This window comes from Pantoea sp. E956-1, from assembly GCF_982223955.1.
On record NZ_CEUYZP010000002.1, the window covers coordinates 578,501 to 598,228 of the forward strand.

16 protein-coding genes and 2 pseudogenes are annotated in these 19,728 nt (G+C 55.4%); 11 read left to right on the plus strand and 7 right to left on the minus strand.

Annotation, left to right across the window (positions count from 1 at the left end; all coding sequences use genetic code 11):
- Positions 1-35: 35 nt before the first annotated feature.
- Complete coding sequence (locus tag AC0T7J_RS10250) at positions 36-2,135, minus strand: TonB-dependent siderophore receptor (protein ID WP_473793878.1); 2,100 nt, start codon at positions 2,133-2,135, stop codon at positions 36-38.
- Positions 2,136-2,326: 191 nt separating this feature from the next.
- Complete coding sequence (treA, locus tag AC0T7J_RS10255; RefSeq protein ID WP_473793880.1) at positions 2,327-4,012, minus strand: alpha,alpha-trehalase TreA; 1,686 nt, start codon at positions 4,010-4,012, stop codon at positions 2,327-2,329.
- Positions 4,013-4,221: 209 nt separating this feature from the next.
- Between treA and ghrA the strand changes: the two genes are divergently transcribed.
- From ghrA to AC0T7J_RS10280, 5 genes and pseudogenes are all read left to right on the plus strand, one after another.
- A complete protein-coding gene (gene ghrA / locus AC0T7J_RS10260; RefSeq protein WP_473793882.1) occupies positions 4,222-5,163 on the plus strand; it encodes a glyoxylate/hydroxypyruvate reductase GhrA in 942 nt (313 codons plus the stop codon).
- Between the two features lie 39 nt (positions 5,164-5,202).
- Positions 5,203-5,940: a phosphatase gene (locus AC0T7J_RS10265; RefSeq protein ID WP_031592918.1), complete on the plus strand. Its 738-nt coding sequence runs from the start codon at positions 5,203-5,205 to the stop codon at positions 5,938-5,940.
- 609 nt (positions 5,941-6,549) lie between these two features.
- Complete coding sequence (locus AC0T7J_RS10270; RefSeq protein WP_473793884.1) at positions 6,550-7,239, plus strand: hypothetical protein; 690 nt, start codon at positions 6,550-6,552, stop codon at positions 7,237-7,239.
- A 466-nt stretch (positions 7,240-7,705) separates the two neighbouring features.
- Positions 7,706-7,897, plus strand: a pseudogene (locus AC0T7J_RS10275) (phosphatase); the annotation flags it as partial.
- A gap of 27 nt (positions 7,898-7,924) precedes the next feature.
- A complete protein-coding gene (locus AC0T7J_RS10280; protein WP_010246159.1) occupies positions 7,925-8,491 on the plus strand; it encodes a TorD/DmsD family molecular chaperone in 567 nt (188 codons plus the stop codon).
- A gap of 133 nt (positions 8,492-8,624) precedes the next feature.
- On the opposite strand, the gene AC0T7J_RS10285 is transcribed toward AC0T7J_RS10280, so the two are convergent.
- The 4 genes and pseudogenes from AC0T7J_RS10285 to AC0T7J_RS10300 form a co-directional block, all read right to left on the minus strand.
- Positions 8,625-8,990 carry a helix-turn-helix domain-containing protein gene (locus AC0T7J_RS10285; protein WP_473793886.1) on the minus strand — a complete coding sequence of 122 codons (366 nt, stop codon included), beginning with the start codon at positions 8,988-8,990 and terminating at the stop codon, positions 8,625-8,627.
- A 72-nt stretch (positions 8,991-9,062) separates the two neighbouring features.
- Positions 9,063-9,322: pseudogene (locus AC0T7J_RS10290) on the minus strand (type II toxin-antitoxin system RelE family toxin).
- Between the two features lie 83 nt (positions 9,323-9,405).
- Positions 9,406-10,806 carry a CoA transferase gene (locus AC0T7J_RS10295; protein ID WP_473793888.1) on the minus strand — a complete coding sequence of 467 codons (1,401 nt, stop codon included), beginning with the start codon at positions 10,804-10,806 and terminating at the stop codon, positions 9,406-9,408.
- A 46-nt stretch (positions 10,807-10,852) separates the two neighbouring features.
- Positions 10,853-11,737 (minus strand): DMT family transporter, encoded by an 885-nt coding sequence (locus AC0T7J_RS10300; RefSeq protein WP_473793890.1) that lies wholly within the window; start codon positions 11,735-11,737, stop codon positions 10,853-10,855.
- A gap of 173 nt (positions 11,738-11,910) precedes the next feature.
- Between AC0T7J_RS10300 and AC0T7J_RS10305 the strand changes: the two genes are divergently transcribed.
- Complete coding sequence (locus tag AC0T7J_RS10305; RefSeq protein ID WP_473793892.1) at positions 11,911-12,636, plus strand: glutamine amidotransferase; 726 nt, start codon at positions 11,911-11,913, stop codon at positions 12,634-12,636.
- Here the strand turns inward: AC0T7J_RS10305 and AC0T7J_RS10310 are convergent.
- Complete coding sequence (locus AC0T7J_RS10310) at positions 12,624-13,187, minus strand: class I SAM-dependent methyltransferase (RefSeq protein ID WP_473793894.1); 564 nt, start codon at positions 13,185-13,187, stop codon at positions 12,624-12,626. The genes AC0T7J_RS10305 and AC0T7J_RS10310 overlap by 13 nt on opposite strands.
- A gap of 233 nt (positions 13,188-13,420) precedes the next feature.
- Here AC0T7J_RS10310 and exaC point away from each other — a divergent pair, with 233 nt between their 5' ends.
- The 5 genes from exaC (at position 13,421) to AC0T7J_RS10335 (ending at position 19,728) form a co-directional block, all read left to right on the plus strand.
- Positions 13,421-14,941: an acetaldehyde dehydrogenase ExaC gene (exaC, locus tag AC0T7J_RS10315; RefSeq protein ID WP_473793896.1), complete on the plus strand. Its 1,521-nt coding sequence runs from the start codon at positions 13,421-13,423 to the stop codon at positions 14,939-14,941.
- Between the two features lie 1,070 nt (positions 14,942-16,011).
- Positions 16,012-16,608: a hypothetical protein gene (locus tag AC0T7J_RS10320; protein ID WP_069026096.1), complete on the plus strand. Its 597-nt coding sequence runs from the start codon at positions 16,012-16,014 to the stop codon at positions 16,606-16,608.
- A gap of 23 nt (positions 16,609-16,631) precedes the next feature.
- Positions 16,632-17,126 carry a type VI secretion system lipoprotein TssJ gene (tssJ, locus tag AC0T7J_RS10325; protein ID WP_109653206.1) on the plus strand — a complete coding sequence of 165 codons (495 nt, stop codon included), beginning with the start codon at positions 16,632-16,634 and terminating at the stop codon, positions 17,124-17,126.
- Between the two features lie 5 nt (positions 17,127-17,131).
- Positions 17,132-18,475, plus strand: coding sequence for a type VI secretion system baseplate subunit TssK (gene tssK, locus AC0T7J_RS10330; protein ID WP_010246132.1), 1,344 nt, complete (start codon positions 17,132-17,134; stop codon positions 18,473-18,475).
- Positions 18,476-18,489: 14 nt separating this feature from the next.
- On the plus strand, positions 18,490-19,728 hold the full coding sequence (locus AC0T7J_RS10335) for a DotU family type VI secretion system protein (RefSeq protein ID WP_010246128.1): 1,239 nt from the start codon (positions 18,490-18,492) through the stop codon (positions 19,726-19,728).

Here is a 19,728-nt window from a genome sequence, read left to right on the forward strand (position 1 = left end):
CGATTCGTCCCCTTTTTTTATCTCTTATTTTGCTATCAGAAGTCGTAACCGACTGTCGCCATTACGCTGCGCTCTGCGCCCCAGTAGCAGTAGCCGGTGCCATAACAGCCCGCCACATAGGTACGGTCGGTCAGGTTATTGGCGTTGACCTGCACCCATGCACCTTTCAGGCTGCTGTTCCAGACGCCGAGATCGGCCCGCACTGACGCATCAAACAGCGTCACAGACGGCACACGCGTAGTGTTTTCATTGTCCGCCCACTGTTTGCCGATGTAACGCACGCCCGCACCCGCGCTCAGACCGTAATCAAACTGATAGTGACCCCAGAGTGCAGCCATGCTGTTAGGTGTGACATATGGCGTATGTCCGTCGTTGCCATCCACCGACTCTTTAAAGCGCAGATGATTCAGCGTATAGCTCGCCACGGTGCTCAGACGCGGGGTTAACTGATTATGCGCTTCCAGCTCAATGCCCTGTGAATGCACTTTGCCCGATGGCGTATAGGTTCCATCCTTAACATTGCGGTTTGCCACATCTTTCTGCGTCAGGTCATAGACCGCCACGCTATAGAGATCGCGGGTGCCGACCGGCTGATATTTCACCCCGGCTTCATACTGCTCGGCGGTAGTCGGCTTCAGCAGGTTGTTGTTGGGATCGGTGAGCGCGGTCGGGGTAATCGCCTGGCTCCAGCTGACGTAAGGCGAGATACCGTTGTCGAAGGCATAGAGCAGTGCTGCGCGGCCGCTGATGTGATCATCCTGACGGCGGTCGCTGCCGCTGTTACTGGCGACAATGCGGTCATAACGACCGGAGAGATCCAGATGCCAGCGATCCAGCTTCATCTCATCCTGCAGATAGAGGCCGGTCTGATAGTAGCGACGGGTTTTATCGGCCCAGGTGTAATCAGGCATGTCGCCAACCTGTTCACCAGTCCGTGCATTAAGCTGGTTGGCCGAACCGGAAGCCTCACTGATCTCATTTTTATAACGATGATACTCAGCACCCAGGGTGACGCGATGCTCCAGTTCTCCGGTGCCGAACTCAGCCTGTAAGCGGTTATCGGTGGACCAGGCCGAGAGCGACGAGCGCTCGCCAGAGTAATATCGGTTCAGCAGATCGGGATTCACGCTGTCCCAGCCAATCTGATAGACCTGATCGAGATCGACATTCGAGTGGCTGTAGCTGCCGGTCGAGGAGAATGACCAGACGTCGTTAAAGCGATGGGCGAAATCGAAGCTGTAGATCTGCTCGCGACGCTTGAACTGATCGAGATCGCTGTTGCCCTCATAAAAGCCGTTGCTCAGCTTGTAGCCATTGTGTTCGGTGAGGCTGCCGTCACCCGGTACCGAACCGTGATAGCCGCCCGACGGATCCTTCTGCAGATAGGCTTTCAGGATCAGATGCGTATCTTCATCCGGCTGCCACATCAGCTGCGGCATCAGCGCATATTTCTCTTCGCGGGTGTGATCGTACTGGGTATCGCTGTTGCGGGTCACGCCGGTCAGGCGAAACGCCCACTGATCGTTGATGGCATTGGTGTAGTCAAACATCGTGCCGGTGGTGGCGTTGCTGCCCGCCTGCAACTGGATGTGACCCTCTTCGCTGAACTGAGGACGCTTGGTGACCATGTTCACCAGCCCGCCCGGCACCGTCTGACCATAGAGCGCAGAAGAGGGGCCTTTGATCACGTCGATGCGCTCAAGGAAGGCGTTATCCACCTGCAGGCCGTTGAAACTGCCGCCGTCGCTCATCAGCCGCATGCCGTCGAGGAAGGTGTTATCGACATCGCCGCCATGGAAGCCACGCAGCGCAATGGTGTCGTAACGGGTAGCGGCGCCGCCGAAATTGGTGAAGACGCCGGAACTATAGCCCAGCGCCTGATTCAGGGTCAGCGCGCCCTGATCCTGCATCTGCTGGCGGGTAACTACGGAAATCGATTGCGGCGTGGTGATCAGAGGACGATCGCTTTTGGTTGCGCCCTGGCTGGTCGTCGCCAGATAACCCTGGGTCGGCGAGGTCGAATCTTCCTGCGGTTGCGCGGTTACCACCATATCGGCAGCATAACTCAGAGCAGGCGCGGTCAGCGCCAGGGTGCAGAGGCGAACATAACCTTTCAGCGACAATGACAGTTTCATCAAAATTCCTTTCTTGGCAAAGGTTCAGGCAGGTGAATAAAAGCTTTGATAGGCAATCTCATTATCATAATGAGAATTATTACCTTTTGTAAATTGGCTGCAATTTTGCCTGTTGATGAAAGAAGGTCAAGTAAAATTCGCGGAAATGAAGTGGGGATACCCCCGGCAAGGCCAGAGGTATCCAGAGAGGATTAAGGTTGTGAGGCAGACGCCTGCGGAATATCGTGGGCGCTGTTACAGGTTTTATCTTTCGGGCAGTACTTATCCAGCAGTTTCAGCGTGACGCCGTTAGTCCAGCCGAAGCCATCCTGCAGCGGATATTCACCGCCACCACCGCCGCCGAGATTTTTGCCCTCAACGACATATTTCTCCACCAGCTTATGCTCACGGTCATAGGTGTTCTGGACGTTTTGCAGGAAGCGTAATCCCACCTCTTTCGCCAGTTTCGGCTGGTTGTAGTGTTCCAGACCTTCAACGGCGACCCACTGCAGCGGTGCCCAGCCATTGGGCGCATCCCATTGCTGACCGTTGTTCACGGTGGTGGTCACCAGACCGCCAGGTTTCAGCAGCTGTTTTTCTACCGCGCTGGCGGTGCTTTCAGCCTGCTTATCGCTGGCGACCTGCAGATAGAGCGGGAACAGCGTGGCGGCAGTCAGCTGAGGATGGACCTGCTTTTTCTGCCAGTCATAATCGGCGTACCAGTTCTGTTTGCTGTCCCACAGATAGCGGTTGATCGCCGCCTGGCGCTTCTCCGCGCGATCGGCAAACTGCTTAGCCAGATCGCTCTGCTTGTTCATCTGATAGCCTTTCGACAGAGTCTGCTCCAGATGGAATAGCAGGCTGTTGAGGTCAACCGGGGCCAGCTGCGTGGTACGAATTGTTGACAGGTTATGCGCATCGGTAAACCAGCGCGAACTGAAATCCCAGCCCGACGCCGCACCGGAACGCAGCTCGCGATAGAGTTCCGCTTTATTACGCTGCGGCGCTTTTTGCGCGGTGGCAATGTCATCCATCCAGGATTCGGTGCGAGGCACGTCGCGCGCATCCCAGTAACGGTTGAGCAGGGTGCCGTCCGCCAGCTTAATCACCCGCTTGCTGGCTGCGCCCGCCGCGACGTTATCGCTCTCTGCCATCCAGTAGTCATACTCTTTCTGCAGCTGCGGCAGATAACGGGTGTAGGCTTTGCCGTCATCGTGCGTCGCCAGCAGATCGACCATCAGGCTGAAGAATGGTGGCTGTGAGCGGCTCAGGTAGTAGCTGCGGTTGCCGTTGGGAATGTGGCCATAACGGTCGAGCAGCGAGGCGAAGTTATCCACCATATCCTGCACTTTATCCCAGTGCCCGCTCTCGGCCAGCCCGAGCATGGTGAAGTAGCTGTCCCAGTAATAGACTTCGCGGAAGCGCCCGCCTGGCACCACATAGGGTTTGGGTAACGGCAGCAGCGAGTCATACTGACCGGCGCTGCTGGTGGTGCGCGTCAGCACCGGCCACAGGCCATCAATGTGGTCACGCAGGTTTTGTCCGGCTGGCGGCACATATTTGTCACCGGCCGCGGGCAGGGTAAAGTTGGCATCTACAAAACGCTTAAGATCGAAATTGCGCTGTTTCTTCTGCATCTGCCAGTCGGCAAGAATTGAAGCGGGATCGAATTTCGGCACCGCATCCGCAAAGGTCTTTTGATCGGGATAGAACTTCGCCTGTTGCACGGCATTAAACAGCGGTCCTAAACGCACGTCAGGCGGCTGCGGCTGATTATTCAGCATGCGACTGTTGTCGTCGGCCTGAGCAGTGAAGGCGGGTACGCTCAGCAGCAACGTGAGCAGAAAGGGCGCATAACGCTGACGCCGTGGAGCGGCGTTTACCTCAGTTTTTGTCATCGGTTTTTCTCCTTGTCCGAAACGCGGCCGCGCGTAACGCATTGACCACAGGACCAACTTTAGACCTTATCTGACCACTTCACCCTGAAGCGAGCCGGAAATGTGAAGCCACGGGAATTATTTTTATGGAAAAAACCGCTTTATTAAGCGGGTTTTTTCTTGCTCTCACCTCGCTTTTCCCTGACGCTGAAAGAAAAAAGGAGAGCAGGATGGAGATCATCTGGTATCACCCGTCGCAGTCTGCAGCGGCCTGGATTAACGGTTTACAACAGCGGCTGCCCCAGGCGCGGGTGCGTGCCTGGCAGCCAGGCGATAACGGTCCGGCTGATTACGCCCTGGTCCGTTCGCCGCCTGCAGAGATGCTGCAGGGACGCGCCACCCTGCGCGGTGTCTTTGCGCTGGGCGCAGGCGTGGACGAGATTCTGAAACAGCTGCAGCAGAACCCTGAGATGCTGCCGGACAGCGTGCCACTGTACCGGCTGGAAGATACCGGCATGGCGCGGCAGATGCAGGAGTATGCGGTTCATAGCGTACTCAGCTGGTTCCGACGTTTTGACGACTACCGTCTTCAGCAGCAGCAACAGTGCTGGCAGCCGCTGCCCGCTTACGCGCGCGAAGATTTCACCATCGGCATCCTGGGGGCGGGTGTGCTGGGGCAGAGCGTGGCAGAAAGTCTTAAAGTCTGGGAATTCCCGTTACGTGTCTGGAGCCGCTCGCCCAAAGAAATTGATGGCGTGACCAGCTTTGCCGGTCGCGATGCATTGCCTGCTTTTCTGCAGGGAACGCGGGTGGTGATTAACCTGCTGCCGAGCACGCACGAGACCATTAATCTTATCGACCACCGCTTTTTACAGCAGCTGCCGCACGGCGCTTTCTTCCTCAACATCGCGCGTGGCGCCCAGGTGGTGGAAGAGGATCTGCTGGCCGCGCTCAATAGCGGACAGCTGAAAGCGGCGGCGCTGGATGTCTTTCAGGTTGAACCGCTACCCGAAGCGCATCCGCTCTGGTCACATCCACGCGTCACAATCACGCCCCATAATGCGGCCGTAACCTTGATCGACGAAGCTATCGACTACATCGCCCGCGCCATCACCCAGGACAAGGCAGGCGAGCCGCCGCAGGGCAGAGTGGATCGTCAGCGCGGCTATTAATGAACCGGCCCCGTCAGGGGCAATCAGCAGGAGAAGAGGATGTATCCGGTAGATCTGCATATGCACACCATCGCCAGCACCCATGCTTACAGCACGCTTCACGACTACGTGACTCAGGCGAAGCAAACCGGCATGAAACTGTTTGCCATTACCGATCACGGCCCCGACATGGCCGACGCGCCGCACTACTGGCACTTCATTAATATGCGCGTCTGGCCGCGCGTGATCGATGGCGTGGGTATTCTGCGCGGTATCGAAGCCAATATTAAAAATCAGCAGGGCGAAATCGACTGTTCCGGCCCGATGCTCGATGCGCTGGATTTGATCGTCGCCGGTTTTCACGAGCCGGTTTATGCGCCGCGCGACCGGAAACATCACACGGATGCGATGATCGCCGCGATGGCGGGCGGGCTGGTCCATATCATCAGTCATCCAGGCAACCCGAAATTCCCGGTCGATATCACGGCTATCGCCGAGGCAGCCGCACACTACGATGTGGCGCTGGAGCTGAATAACTCCTCCTTTACCCATTCGCGTCCGGGCAGTGAACCGAACTGCCGGGCTATCGCCGCCGCCGTGCGCGATGCCGGTGGACGGCTGGCATTTGGCTCCGATTCCCACACGGCGTTTACGCTCGGACATTTTGAACATTGCCTGCGCATCGCCCGCGAGGTGGATTTTCCCGAGGATCGGGTGTTAAATGTCACGCCGCGTCGCCTGCTCGACTTTCTGGAGCTGCGCAGCGGCAAACATATTGCTGAACTGGCTGACTTTTAGCGCCAGCCAGGTAAGCAACACGCTCACCATGATGAAAATCCCCGCTTATATCTGCGGGGATATAATGACTGAGGCGAGTATTTTACCGTAACCCGTTTCCTTATCAGCCCGGAAAGGGCGTGTGGCAAGACCTGAAGCTTAAAGCTGAGAGAGCACTTAATAACTGAAAAATGGTCTCAATCGTTCGGGTTAGCAATGTCAACGGGGATGTTCGTCCGGGCGGGTAATGGCGTAAACTTTAAGTTCTATTCTGCTCTTTATTGATCGCGTTAGATCAAAGCGTAGAATTACCACGCCTTGTAACGCGCTTTATTAATTTAATAGTTAACCATGCTAATAGCAAAGCTGAAATTATTATTGCTATGAATAATGCATTCGCTGTTGAAGGGAAAATTTGAAATGGATTTACGATTTCACCGAGCTTCATGTAAGCATCTTCCGAAAGGGTTCTGAAGATGATTTCCGGGATCACTATAAGATAAAATAGAGTAAATACGGTGTATAAAGCCAGCCACTTGATCCTTTTCATAAGCCATTCTCTTTGCATACCTTTCACTTCAGTATACAATCGTTGCATAAGGAATTCTACACAAAGGGATGAGTATGAGCATGTCATATCTTAAGATTAAACTTCAGGCAGAGCGAACCATTGCGCTTAACTTTGAGAAGGCACTTGCTGAGTTACATCAAACAATGCTTGATACAGGAAGGGGGATTGTGTCTGGCGCTCAACGTGCAAGCGGCTATGGTTCATGCTTTTTTGATGACTACAAGGATGTTTGTAATCAACTTAAGCAGGAAGATTTGCGATACCTGAAGCAACTCAGAATGCTGTTTACCCGGCAGGACGTGGTTTTAGAGATGGTAGAAATATACTTCAGAAAAAAACTGAGCCGTATTGGTGATACAGGCATCCAGAACATACAGAGACTGTTAGCTGAAAAAGCGTCTGATTATGCTTCTGGTAAATTCTCTAAACTTGCTATAGCACAGTTAATCGCTCTCGTTATTACACAATCCCGGGATTTCAAACAGTCACACATTAATGTAATTAATGCTACAAGTTCGTATGCCGTAACCGCTTTTAAATTTTATGGTAAGTTTGAGGTTGCCACAAAAGCAGCAAGAAAATTACGCTTCGATGATGCGGAGTATTACTTCGACTTATATAATGCTAATTTAGAAATGTTCTATTATTTGATTGAGTCGGAAATGTCTAGAATAATCTATTTGAAAAATTCAGGTTCCACCAGCGAAGAGCAGATTTTAAATCTACTAAACAAGATTTTAATAAAATGAAGGCGACCCTTCGCTGGCTATATGCCTGGGTAAGTCAATCCTTTTTTGGACTTATACCACCAGCGGCCGGTCTGGTCGGGGCCATTTTTTTTGTAAGCGTCTTTCCTACATATGGTCTGCTGTTCGCTTTTCTATGGATCCTTTTAATTATTTATTTTTGTGGAAAGTATTTTCGCTATTACTAGTGGAGGTAAGCCCCCGTATGAAAAGTGCTTTTTATTTTATTCTATTTTTTTTATGAAAATTTACGAGTTTGATTAGCCTGTTATTGCATATCTTCATTCCGCCTGGCTAATAGTTCATCAGAATCAGAAGTTGCTGGATGATGTATTCTGAAGTTTTCTATGCAAAATTAACCAGTTGCTTTAAGATTTTTTCTGAAGTATGAACTCACTTTCTGGCTGAGATAGCCAGGTGTAAGGGTCGATTACTCAGAGTCCCGGTCATCGCCGTTGTTAAGACCGCCGATGCCGGTGGACGGCTGGCATTTGGCTCCGATTCCCACACCGCGTTTACGCTCGGGCATTTTGAACATTGCCTGCGCATCGCCCGCGATGTGGATTTTTCTGAGGATCGGGTGTTAAATGTCACGCCGCGCCTGCTCGACTTTCTGGAGCGGCGCAGCGGCAAACATATTGCTGAACTGGCTGACTTTTAATTTACTTGCCTCAAGGAAATCTGACTCATGAATGAGTTTTCCATTCTGTGCCGCGTGATCGGCTCACTGTTTAATCGTCAGCCGCAGGATCCGCTGCTGGTGCCGCTGTTCACGCTGCTGCGTGAAGGCAAACTGCAGTCGCAGTGGCCGCTGGAGCAGGATGAGCTGCTCACCCGTCTGCAACAGAACAGCGATCCCCAGGCACTGGCCGCCGATTACAACGCGCTGTTTGTTGGCAGCGATTGCAACGTGCCGCCGTACGCCTCACAGTGGCCGGAAGGCAAAACGGAGCCGGAAGTGCGTGCGTTCCTGACCTCACGCGGAATGCCGCTGAGCGATGCGCCTGCTGATCATTTTGGTGTGCTGATGCTGGCGGCGTCATGGCTGGAAGATCAGTCAGCGGAAGATGAGAGCGCAGCGCAGATGGCGCTGTTTGAAGAGTATCTCCTGCCGTGGTGCGGTGCTTTCCTGGGTAAAGTGGAAGCGCACGCGACCACCGCTTTTTATCGTACTCTTGCCATGCTGAGCCGCGAAGCGATCCAGGCGATGTATAACGAACTGCTGGATAGCAGCGAAGAGACGCCTGACGCCTGACGCCTGATTCATCACGTCGCCGGGTGCGTACCCGGCGCACAGTGCTGAATCATCTTTCTCAATGGGTTCTGTGGGATTATCTGGATCCGGCGTGCTTTTTTTCGGGCACCTGTACCCTCTCAATTATGGCGGCTTACAGGATTAACTGCCCGGGCCGGCAGCCATAAAGTTTTGCGAGACGTTCACGCGTCTTTTTCTGCGGCTTACTTTCAATACGCTCCAGTTGAGAGATCGCACTTTGCGTGGTTCCCAACTGCTGAGCCACATCATGCTGACTGAGCCCCCGCCAGATGCGCCAGGCCGCCTGAAGACTCACTTCCTGCTCAATCATGATCCCTGCAACGTCGTGCGGGATCGTCTCATCGTCGTGCTCGTCAGCCTCCACAGTAATAGTCTCCCATTCGCCATCGCTGGCCAAGAGCAGCCTTTCATATTCCGCCACCGGCAAGACCACAAACTGGGGTTTGCCTGCTTCATCATAGATGTACTGTTTTGACATAGTTTATCCGGGTAATTTTGTGGCGCAGCAGAGGTCGTGAGTGCGTAAGGCTTTGCAGGTATCCCAAAAGCTTTAGTAAGTGACGGATGTTCTTCTTGCTACCTCTGTAATTTCCAGGATCACCGGTTCGCCACCGGTTAACGTAACAGGACCCGGTAGTTGCCAACCCGCAGCCGGTAGTGATTATCGCTGCCCTGCATTTTTTTAATGTCCAGTGTGACGACCGGGAAACTGACTAACTCACCCACCTTCTGGTAAATGATTTTCTGGTAACGTTTGTCGATCTTCATAAGGTGCTTCAATGCCCGCCTGGACCAGTCTACCCTGACCATTCTGCACCCCGTTTCAATGAACTTCGTCCCTGAGTCAGGTGTAAATAATAAGATAGTAATCTAATGTCATCAACATTATTTTTCTAATTATCTAATGTTTCGCTTAACCAGGTCGCGGGGTGGGTACCCGGCGCGCACCCTGGCGTCGCACAGAGCTGTGGGGTGCCGGGCAGCCAGGCGGCCGCTCGCAGCCTCACTCCAAACCCCCACGGCGTTAATTCGTAACAGGGCAGGTTATCCTTAACCTGCGGCACAATGCCGGAACCTGTGTGCTGATCGGTGGGATGCTGCTGCAACAGCCACGCGGTGCGCGCCAGCGACAGCCGGACCTGGCTGCCGTGGCCCTCAGTAATGCGTTGCCGTAATCCCTCCAGCACCGCCGCCGCCAGCAGATAGCCGCTGGCATGATCCAGCGCCTGCACCGGCAGCGGAACCGGTTGGTCGCTCTGCTGCCACTGCATGCCGCGTTCAGCAATGCCGCACCCCATCTGCACCAGACTGTCAAAACCCCGGCGATTGCGCCACGGACCCTGCCAGCCCCAGGCATTCAGGCCGGCATCGACCAGACCGGGTGAGAGTGACTGAAGAGTCTCCGCGTCAAACCCGAGCCGTTCCAGCGCATCCGCCCGATAGCCATGCACCAGCACGTCCGCTTCACGCAGCAGGTGAATAAACTGCTGGCGATCGGCGGGCTGAGTCAGATCCAGCACCGCTCGTCGCTTGCCGCAGCTCATCTCCTCATCCAGCGTCGGCTCCTGCCAGCCAGGCGGATCGATGCGCAGCACGCTGGCTCCCAGGCTGGCAAGAAAACGGGTAGCAACCGGCCCGGCAATAATCCGCGTCAGATCGAGTACTTTGATGCCCAGTAAAGGACGGGCTTCGGCCAGCGGCCACGCCGGTGCGGCTGCCTGTTGTGTGGTCTGCCAGCTAAACAGCGGTTCGCGCTGCACGGCCTGGCCCTGCGGATGCTGCTGCCAGGCGGCGGCGCTGCGCATTTCTGCGGCACACCCACCCGCATCAATAACGGCCTGCTCCAGTTCGCTGGCCTGCCACTGCTGCACCTGCTGCGCGAGTGCTGCGCGATCGGCGTGCGCGCCCAGTACCCGCTTCATCGCCAGCCGGTGATGCGCGGCATTAGTGTGCAGACGGATCCAGCCATCCCGGCTGCGATAGTCACCGGCAAACGCATCCCACATCGCGGGCGCCGCGCGATTCAGTGGATGGAAGCTCTGCTGAAACCAGCGTGACGCCAGCCGGACGTTTACGGTGACGAGCGGAGAGGCGAATTCAGGGCGGGATGTGGCCATAAGCGCAGCAGCAGCCTGCGTTGCCAGACCGATGCTGGTGGCCGCCAGTTCACTGACGGCAAAGGCAGAAGAGAAGGTGGCGCGATCAACGAAGGCGGGGAGAGGCCAGGCGGCATCGCGACCGTGCAATCCCTGCTGCATCTGCTGCCAGAGAGAGGCGGCGAGCGGTGAGTCCATGTTGTGCTTCCTGAGAGAGGTCATTTCTCAAGCATAGCACGCAGAATTAACGCCGCCGCAGGCGCGGGAAGCGGGCATGCATCCGCAGGCTACGCAGGTTGATCACCGCAATAGCGGTGCCAAGGACCACCAGCGACGCACCGATAATTTTGAAACTGTTGAGGCTGTCGCCCAGCACCACAATCCCCATCAGCACGGATAATACCGGCGTCAGCAGTGAGTAGGGCATGATCAGGTTGACGTTATATTTCTTCAGCAGCATATACCACAGTGTATAGGCGACAATCGACGAGGCGATGGCGCTGTAAAGAATGGCAAACCAGCCGTGCCAGCCCGCATGTTGCAGGGCGTAGAGCTGATGTGATTCCATCAACAAGCTGGATGCGCCGACGACAGGAATGGCCAGAAAGGCAATCCAGCCGGTCATGGTCAGCGGTTTAATCGGCGGTGACTTTTTTACAATCAGGTTGCTGACGGCCCAGCCGGTGGCGCTGCACAACAACAGACAAAGCACCCACCACGACGGAATCGTCGGGCTGCCGGACAGCACGACGACGCCGCTCAGCGAGATCATAATGCCCATCAGCTGCACCAGCTTCAGCTTCTCTTTCAGCACCACCATCGCCAGCAGCATGGCAATGGGTGTACCCAACTGAACCACAATGGCGCCGGTGCCAGCATCGGTATAGCGCAGGCCGACAAACAGCAGCGAGAAATGCATAAACCCGAACGTGAAAGCCAGTAGCAACAGCCAGGGGAGCTGTTGACGGTTAATCCGGCAAAACGGTACCAGTACGATGGCGACGACCACAAAGCGCATAAACGTCAGGAAAAGTGGCGGAAGCTCCAGCAGGCCCCATTTCACCGCAACGTTGTTGAAGGCCCAGATTGAAACCACCATCAGAATCAGAAAAAAATGCCGCACAGCCACGATAATATCCTTTCGATGTTTTTTTGCTTAGCCCGCTAATGATGGCACGAACTGCGGCATTCCAGCCAATCGCAGCGAGAAATTTTCTGTGATGGCGGCGCAGCCTGATGAGACTTTCGGGCGCATTGCTGGCAGACTGATTTGATACGCTTTCTGACAGGATCCGATTCAGTATGACCCACACGTCTGCCTTACCCCTTGCATTAATTCAGCTTGAAGTCCCGCCCGCAAACGTCGTCCAGGAGATTGGTGAACAGCCGCGCTGGTTCATTGACGCGTTAAACCTGCAACCGGATGAGTACCTGATTATCCGGCCCCATCTGGGCGAGGCGCTACCCGATTTCGATCAGATTTCCGGGGCGATCCTCAGCGGCTCCTGGGCGATGGTTACCGATCACGCAGACTGGAGCGAACGCAGCGCCGCATGGATTCGGGCAGCCATTGATACGGATCTGCCGCTGCTGGGTGTCTGCTACGGTCACCAGCTGATGGCGTATGCGCTGGGCGGTGAGGTGGCGGATAATCCCAATGGCTGGGAACGCGGTCTGTTGCCGATTCGCTGCACCAGTGAAGCGCAGCGCGATCCGCTGCTGCAGAGGCTGCCACAGGATTTCAGCGTCTGGCTGTCGCATCGCCAGTCGGTAATCAGCGCGCCGCCCCAGGCGCAGGTGCTGGCGGCCTCTGCGCGCGATGGCTGTCAGATTGTGCGTTATTCGCCGCAGGCGCTCTCGGTGCAGTTTCATCCTGAATTTTCACGGCACATCATGAACGTTTGTATGCCCAGGGGCTGTACAGAAGATGGGGCAAACGAGATGGAGGGGAAAGACTGGGCGCGTGAGTTGCTGGTAGCGTTCTGGCAACAAACGCGCCCTGCATTGGCGCAAGCTCAGGGCGCGTAGTGACGCGTGCAGCGATAGACCCAGGCGGGTGGCACGTTTTTCAGCACCCGCTGGCGCTCCCAGGTGAAGTAGCGCGACAGGTCTGGCTGGGTCAGCGAGGTATACTGGAACTGCACAAAGACGCCGCTGGGCCCGAGGGCGTTATACACCGCGCGCAGAATCGCCTCACGCAATTCAGGTGGTAAGGAGAGCAGCGGCAGGCCGGAGAAGATCACGTCATATTCTCCGCTCAGGTACTCCGCTGAACAGGTGCGCACCGTCATGCGCGGATCGTCCAGCGCATTAAGTTTATCGGCCAGCGTGCTGCTGATCTCAAAGGCATCCAGCGTGGCATCGGGTGACATCTGCGCCAGTATCTGCCGAGTCAGCACACCGTCGCCCGCGCCGAGTTCGGCGATACGTAACTTTTCAGGCCATTCCACCGACGTAATCATGGTGCGGCACAGCGCCTCTGACGAGGGCGTAATGCTGCCCATCTTGCGCGGGTTGCGGATAAACTGATGCACGAAATTGGCTTTAGCGCGCATCAGGGTAAAAGCTGAAGCCAGCATGCTCATCTCCAGAATGAATTCATCCTCACGTTGACCCCTTTGTGCCGCACAAGTTTCTCTCTGACCAGCCTTTTGGGTAAAAGTCGGAATTATCTAAAGACGAAGCGTAAACACCCCATTCCTTCGGGGCGGTCACAGTTTCCGGTTAACAGAACTGACAGGCTCTTGATGATGCTTCATGTTAATAATAAGTTTCATCATTGTTACATCAGTCACCTGTCAGGAGAATGATCATGCGTTATGCCGCCCCCGGAGAACAGGGTTCTCTGATTACCCTACAAAAGAATTATGGCAACTTCATTAATGGTGAATTCGTCGCGCCGGTGAACGGCAACTACTTCACGAATACCTCCCCGGTGAACGGCTCTGCGGCCGGTGAGTTTCCGCGCTCAGACGTTGCCGATGTTGATAACGCTGTGGCTGCGGCAGCAGCGGCGGCGGAAGCCTGGGGCAAGACCTCGCCGCAACAACGCTCGCTGCTGTTACTGAAAATTGCCGATCGGCTGGAACAGCATCTGGAGACGATGGCGGTCTATGAAACCTGGGATAACGGTAAACCGGTACGCGAAACCCTGGCGGCCGATATGCCGCTGGCCGTCGATCACTTCCGCTATTTTGCCGGTTGTGTCCGGGCGCAGGAGGGCAGTGCCGCCGAGATTGATGAGTTCACCGCCGCCTATCATTTCCATGAGCCGCTGGGCGTGGTTGCGCAGATCATTCCATGGAACTTTCCGCTATTAATGGCGGCGTGGAAACTGGCCCCGGCACTGGGCGCGGGTAACTGTGTGGTGCTGAAACCGGCTGAGCAGACCCCGCTGTCGATCACCGTTTTTGTCGATCTGATTAAAGATCTGCTGCCGCCGGGTGTGCTGAATGTGGTGCATGGGTTCGGCAAAGAGGCGGGTGAAGCGCTCGCCTCCCATTCCGGCATCGCCAAGGTAGCCTTCACCGGCTCTACCGAAACCGGCGGTCATATTCTGGAGCTGGCAGCAAAAAGCCTGATCCCCTCGACCGTTGAGCTGGGCGGTAAATCACCTAACATCTTCTTTGAAGACATCATGCAGGCGGAGGAGAGCTTTATAGAGAAAGCGGCCGAAGGCGTGGTGCTGGGCTTCCTGAATCAGGGCGAAGTCTGTACCTGTCCGTCGCGTGCGCTGGTACAGGAGTCGATCTACGAACCCTTTATGGCGGCCGTGATGAAGCGGGTAAAAACCATCAAACGTGGCGATCCGCTGGATACCGAAACCATGGTGGGCGCGCAGGCGTCGCAGCAGCAGTTTGATAAAATTCTCTCTTATCTTGAGGTTGCCCGACAGGAGGGCGCTGAAGTGCTGGTGGGCGGTGGCGTAGAGAAGCTGGATGAGTCACTTAACAGCGGCTACTACATTCAGCCGACACTGCTGAAAGGCAACAACAGCATGCGCGTTTTCCAGGAGGAGATCTTTGGCCCGGTCATTGGCATCACCACCTTTAAAGATGAGGCAGAAGCAATCAGTATCGCCAACGACTCCATCTATGGGTTAGGTGCTGGCGTCTGGACCCGCGATATCAACCGTGCTTACCGTGTGGGCAGGGCGATTAAAGCCGGGCGCGTCTGGACCAACTGTTATCACCTCTATCCGGCGCACGCCGCCTTTGGTGGCTATAAGAAGTCGGGTATCGGGCGTGAGACCCACAAAATGATGCTGGATCACTATCAGCAGACTAAAAACCTGCTGGTCAGCTACAGTATCGAGCCGCTGGGCTTCTTCTAGTTCTGGCCCGCAACTTGCCAGGATAACCCTGCACTCTTCCCTCAGAACCACGCTACGGCGTGGTTTTTTTTGCTCCACGTAGCCGGGCATGCTGAAAAGCATCAGAAGCGTGGCGATGGCTGCAATGCCGATAAAGAACAATTAATCAGTCCTTTCTTAAAGCGATGCCGGGCCGTTTTGCGCTTCGCTTACCTCGCTTCAAGACCATCTCCTCCTCAGCCCTTTCTGAAGCGTCTCATAATAGATCAACTTACTGATGTGTAAGCATTATCCCACTGTTTTTTTTTGCTAAAAACTGCCACGTATTACGGTCACCCCGCCGTTAACCTTTATTCCGGCCTGGTGAATCAGAGCCATTTTTTAAATGAGTTTTTTTAATGCTGACTACAGAGGAATCTGGTTTCTGTGTAAGAATACTTCATAGTTACTCATATTGTTAAGAATAATCCTAAGTGAGTGATTAAAAGTAACACATATTTGCACTAAGTAAATTACTTAAACTTTACTTAAGTAAAATCTTCTGAAAGTGGCCCGTTGAAATTTTGTCAATCTTCTGTAAACTCGCAGCTTATGTTTACAAAGGAATTGTGATTTCATACCCACGGGCAGGATATACCTGGCTCGTGCGGTAGCTATGAGCTTATACACATCTTGTAACTTACTGAATGTGATCGTGAAAACAGGAAAATCAGCCTGTGCGCTGAGGTTTTTCCTTTTGTCAGCGAATAGCGTCACAACTGTAAATCTGAGTCAATATGTCAGTTTTTCGGCCAGGGATGGCATAAGTAAAGCTTGGGTTTTGCCTTCCTCATCCAATCTGACGGAAAAAAATAGATCATGTTTATGATCATTTATTGCCAGCTCAGATTTCTCCCTGCGCCCGTCCCGGTCGCCAGAGTTGCTTTTTAATAGTTAAAGTTAGTTGATCTGTTAAAGTGCCACGCCATGGCACTTTAACGCTATTTGCTTAAGATTTTTCTTTTAGGCTGGCACTAAGTGGCGCTCTTTCAGCACCACATCCCCGATTTTCATTACTGACAACCGGCCTCTGGCCACTCTCCAGGATATGAATGGAACACAACATGAAAAAAATGGTGAAGCTCCGTATTGCGTTAGGCCTGATGTTTGTTTTTTCTGTCGCGGGTTGTAAAACGCCGCCAAAAATGACGGATGACACGCTGGTCACCAGCACCGTGGATGGCGTGGTGATTAGTCACCGTTATGCGGTTAAACCGCCTGCGCAGTTCAGCCCGGTCAATGAAACCTACCGTGCGCTCTATCCCGCTTCGGTGATGAGCCATCCGAGTTTTGGCGGCAAGGTGGTGGAGACGCTGAAAACCGGCGAAAGCTACACCGTAATTGGTCAGGTAGAGAACAACTGGCTGGCGCTGGGTGAACCCGCTCAGGCGTCAGCAGAACCTGAACCGGGTAAAGCCAGCAGTGCCGTTAAAGAGACAGCACCCTCCGCAGCGCCGCAGGCAACCGTTCAGCTGACCGGCTATGTGCCGTTTCGCGCCGTGGTGAAAAGCGAGCTTTACGATCAGACGATTAAGGCTGACCAGCCGAAGCGCCGGGTGCGCAGCAGCAAGAAGAAAACCTGTGTTGCGGTAAACGGTGACAGCACCGCCTGCCAGAACAGCACTAACGGAACCTGGATTATTAACTAATCGCACTAAGCAGGGAGGGCGGGATGATGACAACAACGCAATGGCGTGGGGCGCTGATAGTGCTGCTGACGTGGCTGATGACAGCGTGCAGCAGCACTCCACAGCCCGTTGCCTGGTACAACCTGGACGTTCAGGCGCAAAACCAGGTTAACGGCGGTGCGCCGCTGAAAGTCCGGGTGGTATTACTGACCTCCGATGCGGAGTTTATGTCGGCTGACTTCTACTCCCTGCAAAGCCCGTCCGCTAATGCGCTGGGTAATGCGCAACTCAATACGCAACAGTTCTTCCTGACTTCCACTCAGCCCCATAAAACGCTGCGGATTAAGAGTCTGCCCGAGGCGCGCTTCATCGGCATCATGGCGGAATATCAGGCGCTGGATGGCAAGGTCTGGCGACTGTCGCTGCCGGTTCCCGAAGGCGAATCACCCTCATTCTGGGCGTTCTGGAAGCGTGACGATGGTGAGCTGAATGCGCGCATCGTGGCGGGGATTAACGGCCTTCGCGTGGAAAAACAGTGATGCCTATGAACAGAGCCGAAAAGGTGGTCTGGACCGAGGGGATGTTTCTGCGTCCTCACCATTTCCAGCAGTCTGAAAATTATCTTCTCAGCACCCTGCGTGAGTGGGGCCAGTCGCAGCGCGCCTATACCTGGGGTTTTTACGATCTGGAGTTCGATGAAGCGCTGCTGCGCCAGGGGAAACTGGCGCTGAGCGCCGCCAGCGGCTGTCTGCCTGACGGCACGTTTTTTGCCTTCAGCCAGCCACAGCACGGTCCGGCCCCGCTTGATCTGCCTGCCTCCGTTGACCGCAGCAAAGTGGTGCTGGCCATTCCGGCACGCCGCAATGGCCGCGAAGCGGTGGCCTTTCAGGAGTCGCAGGATTCTCTGGCGCGCTACCTCGCCTGGGAAGCGGAAGTGGAAGATGACAATGCCCAGGCCGTGGGCAGCGCCACGGTGCAGTTCGGCAAGCTGCGTCTGCGGCTGATGCTGGAACAGGATCTGACCGCCGAGTGGACCGCCATGGGCGTGGCTCAGGTGATTGAAAAACGCAGCGACAACCATATCCGGCTCGACAGTGACTACATCCCGCCGATGCTGACGCTTAACAGCAGCCGTCCGCTGCAAAACATGTTTAACGATCTGCACGGGCTGATCCAGCAACGCAGCCAGCAGCTGAGTCAGCGCGCGCCGGGCACCGGTCGTTTTAACAGCGCGGATATGGTCGATTTTATGCTGCTGGCGCTGCTCAATCGTCAGCTTGGCCTGCACACTCATCTGCAACATCTGCCGCTGCTGCATCCTGAAACGCTCTACAGCCACTGGCTGCAACTGGCGGCGGAGCTCAGTACCTGGACGCCAGCCCGCGCGCCCGATGGCCTGCCGCTCTACGATCATGACGATCTGCACAGCTGTTTTAGCCGCCTGTCACTGCTGCTGCGTCAGGGGCTGTCCCAGGTGATGGAAGAGAGCGCGATTCAGCTGCCGCTGATTCAGCGCTCGCACGGTCTTAACGTCGCGACCGTGCCGGAGAGCAGTATGGTGCATGAGTTTGGCTTTGTGCTGGCGGTGAAAGCCAGCGTGCCAGCCGACACCCTCAAAACCCACTTCCCGGCGCAGATGAAAGTCGCCCCGGTCAGCAAAATTCGCGATCTGGTGCAGTTGCAGTTGCCCGGTCTGGCACTTCGGGCCATGCCCGGCGCGCCGCCGCAGATCCCGTGGCATGCCGGATACAGCTATTTCGAACTGGATAAGAACAGCGAGCTATGGAAAGAGATGGAGCGCTCGGGCGCTTTTGCGCTGCATCTTGCCGGTGAGTTTCCAGGTCTGAACATGGAGTTCTGGGCCATTCGTAGTCAGTCAGAATCATAAACTGAGCACGCAGCATGATGCAGGAACAACAAAAATCACACAGCGATCTTGCGCCGGAGGCCAGCCATCAGAATGTGCTGGTCGCGGCGGCCAACCCCCTGATTAACGCCATTCCTCAGATCCGTCACTCGGTATCACATGAAGATCCGGCACAGTTGCGTCAGCAGCTGATCGATCAGATTCGGCGCTTCGAGCTGAGCTGCCAACAGTCAGGCCTGGGCTATGAAGTGATCATCGGCGCGCGATACTGTCTCTGTACCGCGCTGGATGAGGCGGCGGCGCTGACGCCGTGGGGCAGCCGCGGCGTCTGGACCAGCAATGGTCTGCTGGTCACCTTTCACAATGAAACCTGGGGCGGCGAAAAGTTTTTCCAGCTGCTGGCTAAGCTGTCGCAGAACCCCAGGCGCCACATTCTGATGCTGGAGTTGATCTACTTCTGCCTGCTGCTGGGGTTCGAAGGACGCTACCGGGTGCTGGACAACGGTCGCTCGCAGCTGGAGACCATCAAACAGCGCCTGCTGCAGATGATCAAAAGCGTGCGTGGCAATTATGCAGCGGCGCTGTCTCCGCATCCCACCGATCAGCCGGTCCTGCGCAAATTGTGGCGGCCAATGATCCCGCTGTGGGCCTGTGCGGCGGTGGCGGGGCTGGCGGCCTGTCTGTTCTACATCGTGCTCAACTGGCGTCTCGGCGATTACACCTCGCCGGTACTGGCCCGTATCTATCAGACGGCGCTGCCGGAAGTGAAGATTGGCAACCCTGCGCCACCACCGCCCGCCACGCTGAACCTGCGCGCTTTCCTGAAACCGGAAATTGATGCCGGGCTGGTAGCGGTGCGTGACGAAGCGGACCGCAGCGTGGTGACGCTGAAAGGGGACGGACTGTTTGCCTCGGCGGCCACCGAAGTACGTGGACGTTACACCGACGTAATCCAGCGCATCGCTGCCGCCATGAACAATGTCAGCGGCCAGATTCAGGTGATTGGCTACAGCGATAACGTGCCGATCCGCAGTGCCCGCTTCGCCTCCAACTTTGAGCTTTCGCTGGCGCGCGCCCGGTCAGTACAGACCCTGTTGCAACAGCAACTGGCGCAGCCGTCACGGGTGAAAGCGGAAGGACGCGGTGAAAGCAATCCGCTGGTGCCTAATAACAGCGCAGAAAATCGCGCACGTAACCGTCGTGTTGAAATTACCCTGCTGGTGGCACCGGATGCGACGCATGCCGAACTCAACGGCCTGGCGAGAGGGAACTGA

Bases quoted from the DNA above. Each gene is read 5' to 3' on its own strand.
- AC0T7J_RS10250 (WP_473793878.1), bottom strand. From the start codon at position 2,135: ATGAAACTGTCATTGTCGCTGAAAGGTTATGTTCGCCTCTGCACCCTG.
- treA (WP_473793880.1), bottom strand. From the start codon at position 4,012: ATGACAAAAACTGAGGTAAACGCCGCTCCACGGCGTCAGCGTTATGCG.
- ghrA (WP_473793882.1), top strand. From the start codon at position 4,222: ATGGAGATCATCTGGTATCACCCGTCGCAGTCTGCAGCGGCCTGGATT.
- AC0T7J_RS10265 (WP_031592918.1), top strand. From the start codon at position 5,203: ATGTATCCGGTAGATCTGCATATGCACACCATCGCCAGCACCCATGCT.
- AC0T7J_RS10270 (WP_473793884.1), top strand. From the start codon at position 6,550: ATGTCATATCTTAAGATTAAACTTCAGGCAGAGCGAACCATTGCGCTT.
- AC0T7J_RS10280 (WP_010246159.1), top strand. From the start codon at position 7,925: ATGAATGAGTTTTCCATTCTGTGCCGCGTGATCGGCTCACTGTTTAAT.
- AC0T7J_RS10285 (WP_473793886.1), bottom strand. From the start codon at position 8,990: ATGTCAAAACAGTACATCTATGATGAAGCAGGCAAACCCCAGTTTGTG.
- AC0T7J_RS10295 (WP_473793888.1), bottom strand. From the start codon at position 10,806: ATGGACTCACCGCTCGCCGCCTCTCTCTGGCAGCAGATGCAGCAGGGA.
- AC0T7J_RS10305 (WP_473793892.1), top strand. From the start codon at position 11,911: ATGACCCACACGTCTGCCTTACCCCTTGCATTAATTCAGCTTGAAGTC.
- AC0T7J_RS10310 (WP_473793894.1), bottom strand. From the start codon at position 13,187: ATGCTGGCTTCAGCTTTTACCCTGATGCGCGCTAAAGCCAATTTCGTG.
- exaC (WP_473793896.1), top strand. From the start codon at position 13,421: ATGCGTTATGCCGCCCCCGGAGAACAGGGTTCTCTGATTACCCTACAA.
- AC0T7J_RS10320 (WP_069026096.1), top strand. From the start codon at position 16,012: ATGGAACACAACATGAAAAAAATGGTGAAGCTCCGTATTGCGTTAGGC.
- tssJ (WP_109653206.1), top strand. From the start codon at position 16,632: ATGATGACAACAACGCAATGGCGTGGGGCGCTGATAGTGCTGCTGACG.
- tssK (WP_010246132.1), top strand. From the start codon at position 17,132: ATGAACAGAGCCGAAAAGGTGGTCTGGACCGAGGGGATGTTTCTGCGT.
- AC0T7J_RS10335 (WP_010246128.1), top strand. From the start codon at position 18,490: ATGATGCAGGAACAACAAAAATCACACAGCGATCTTGCGCCGGAGGCC.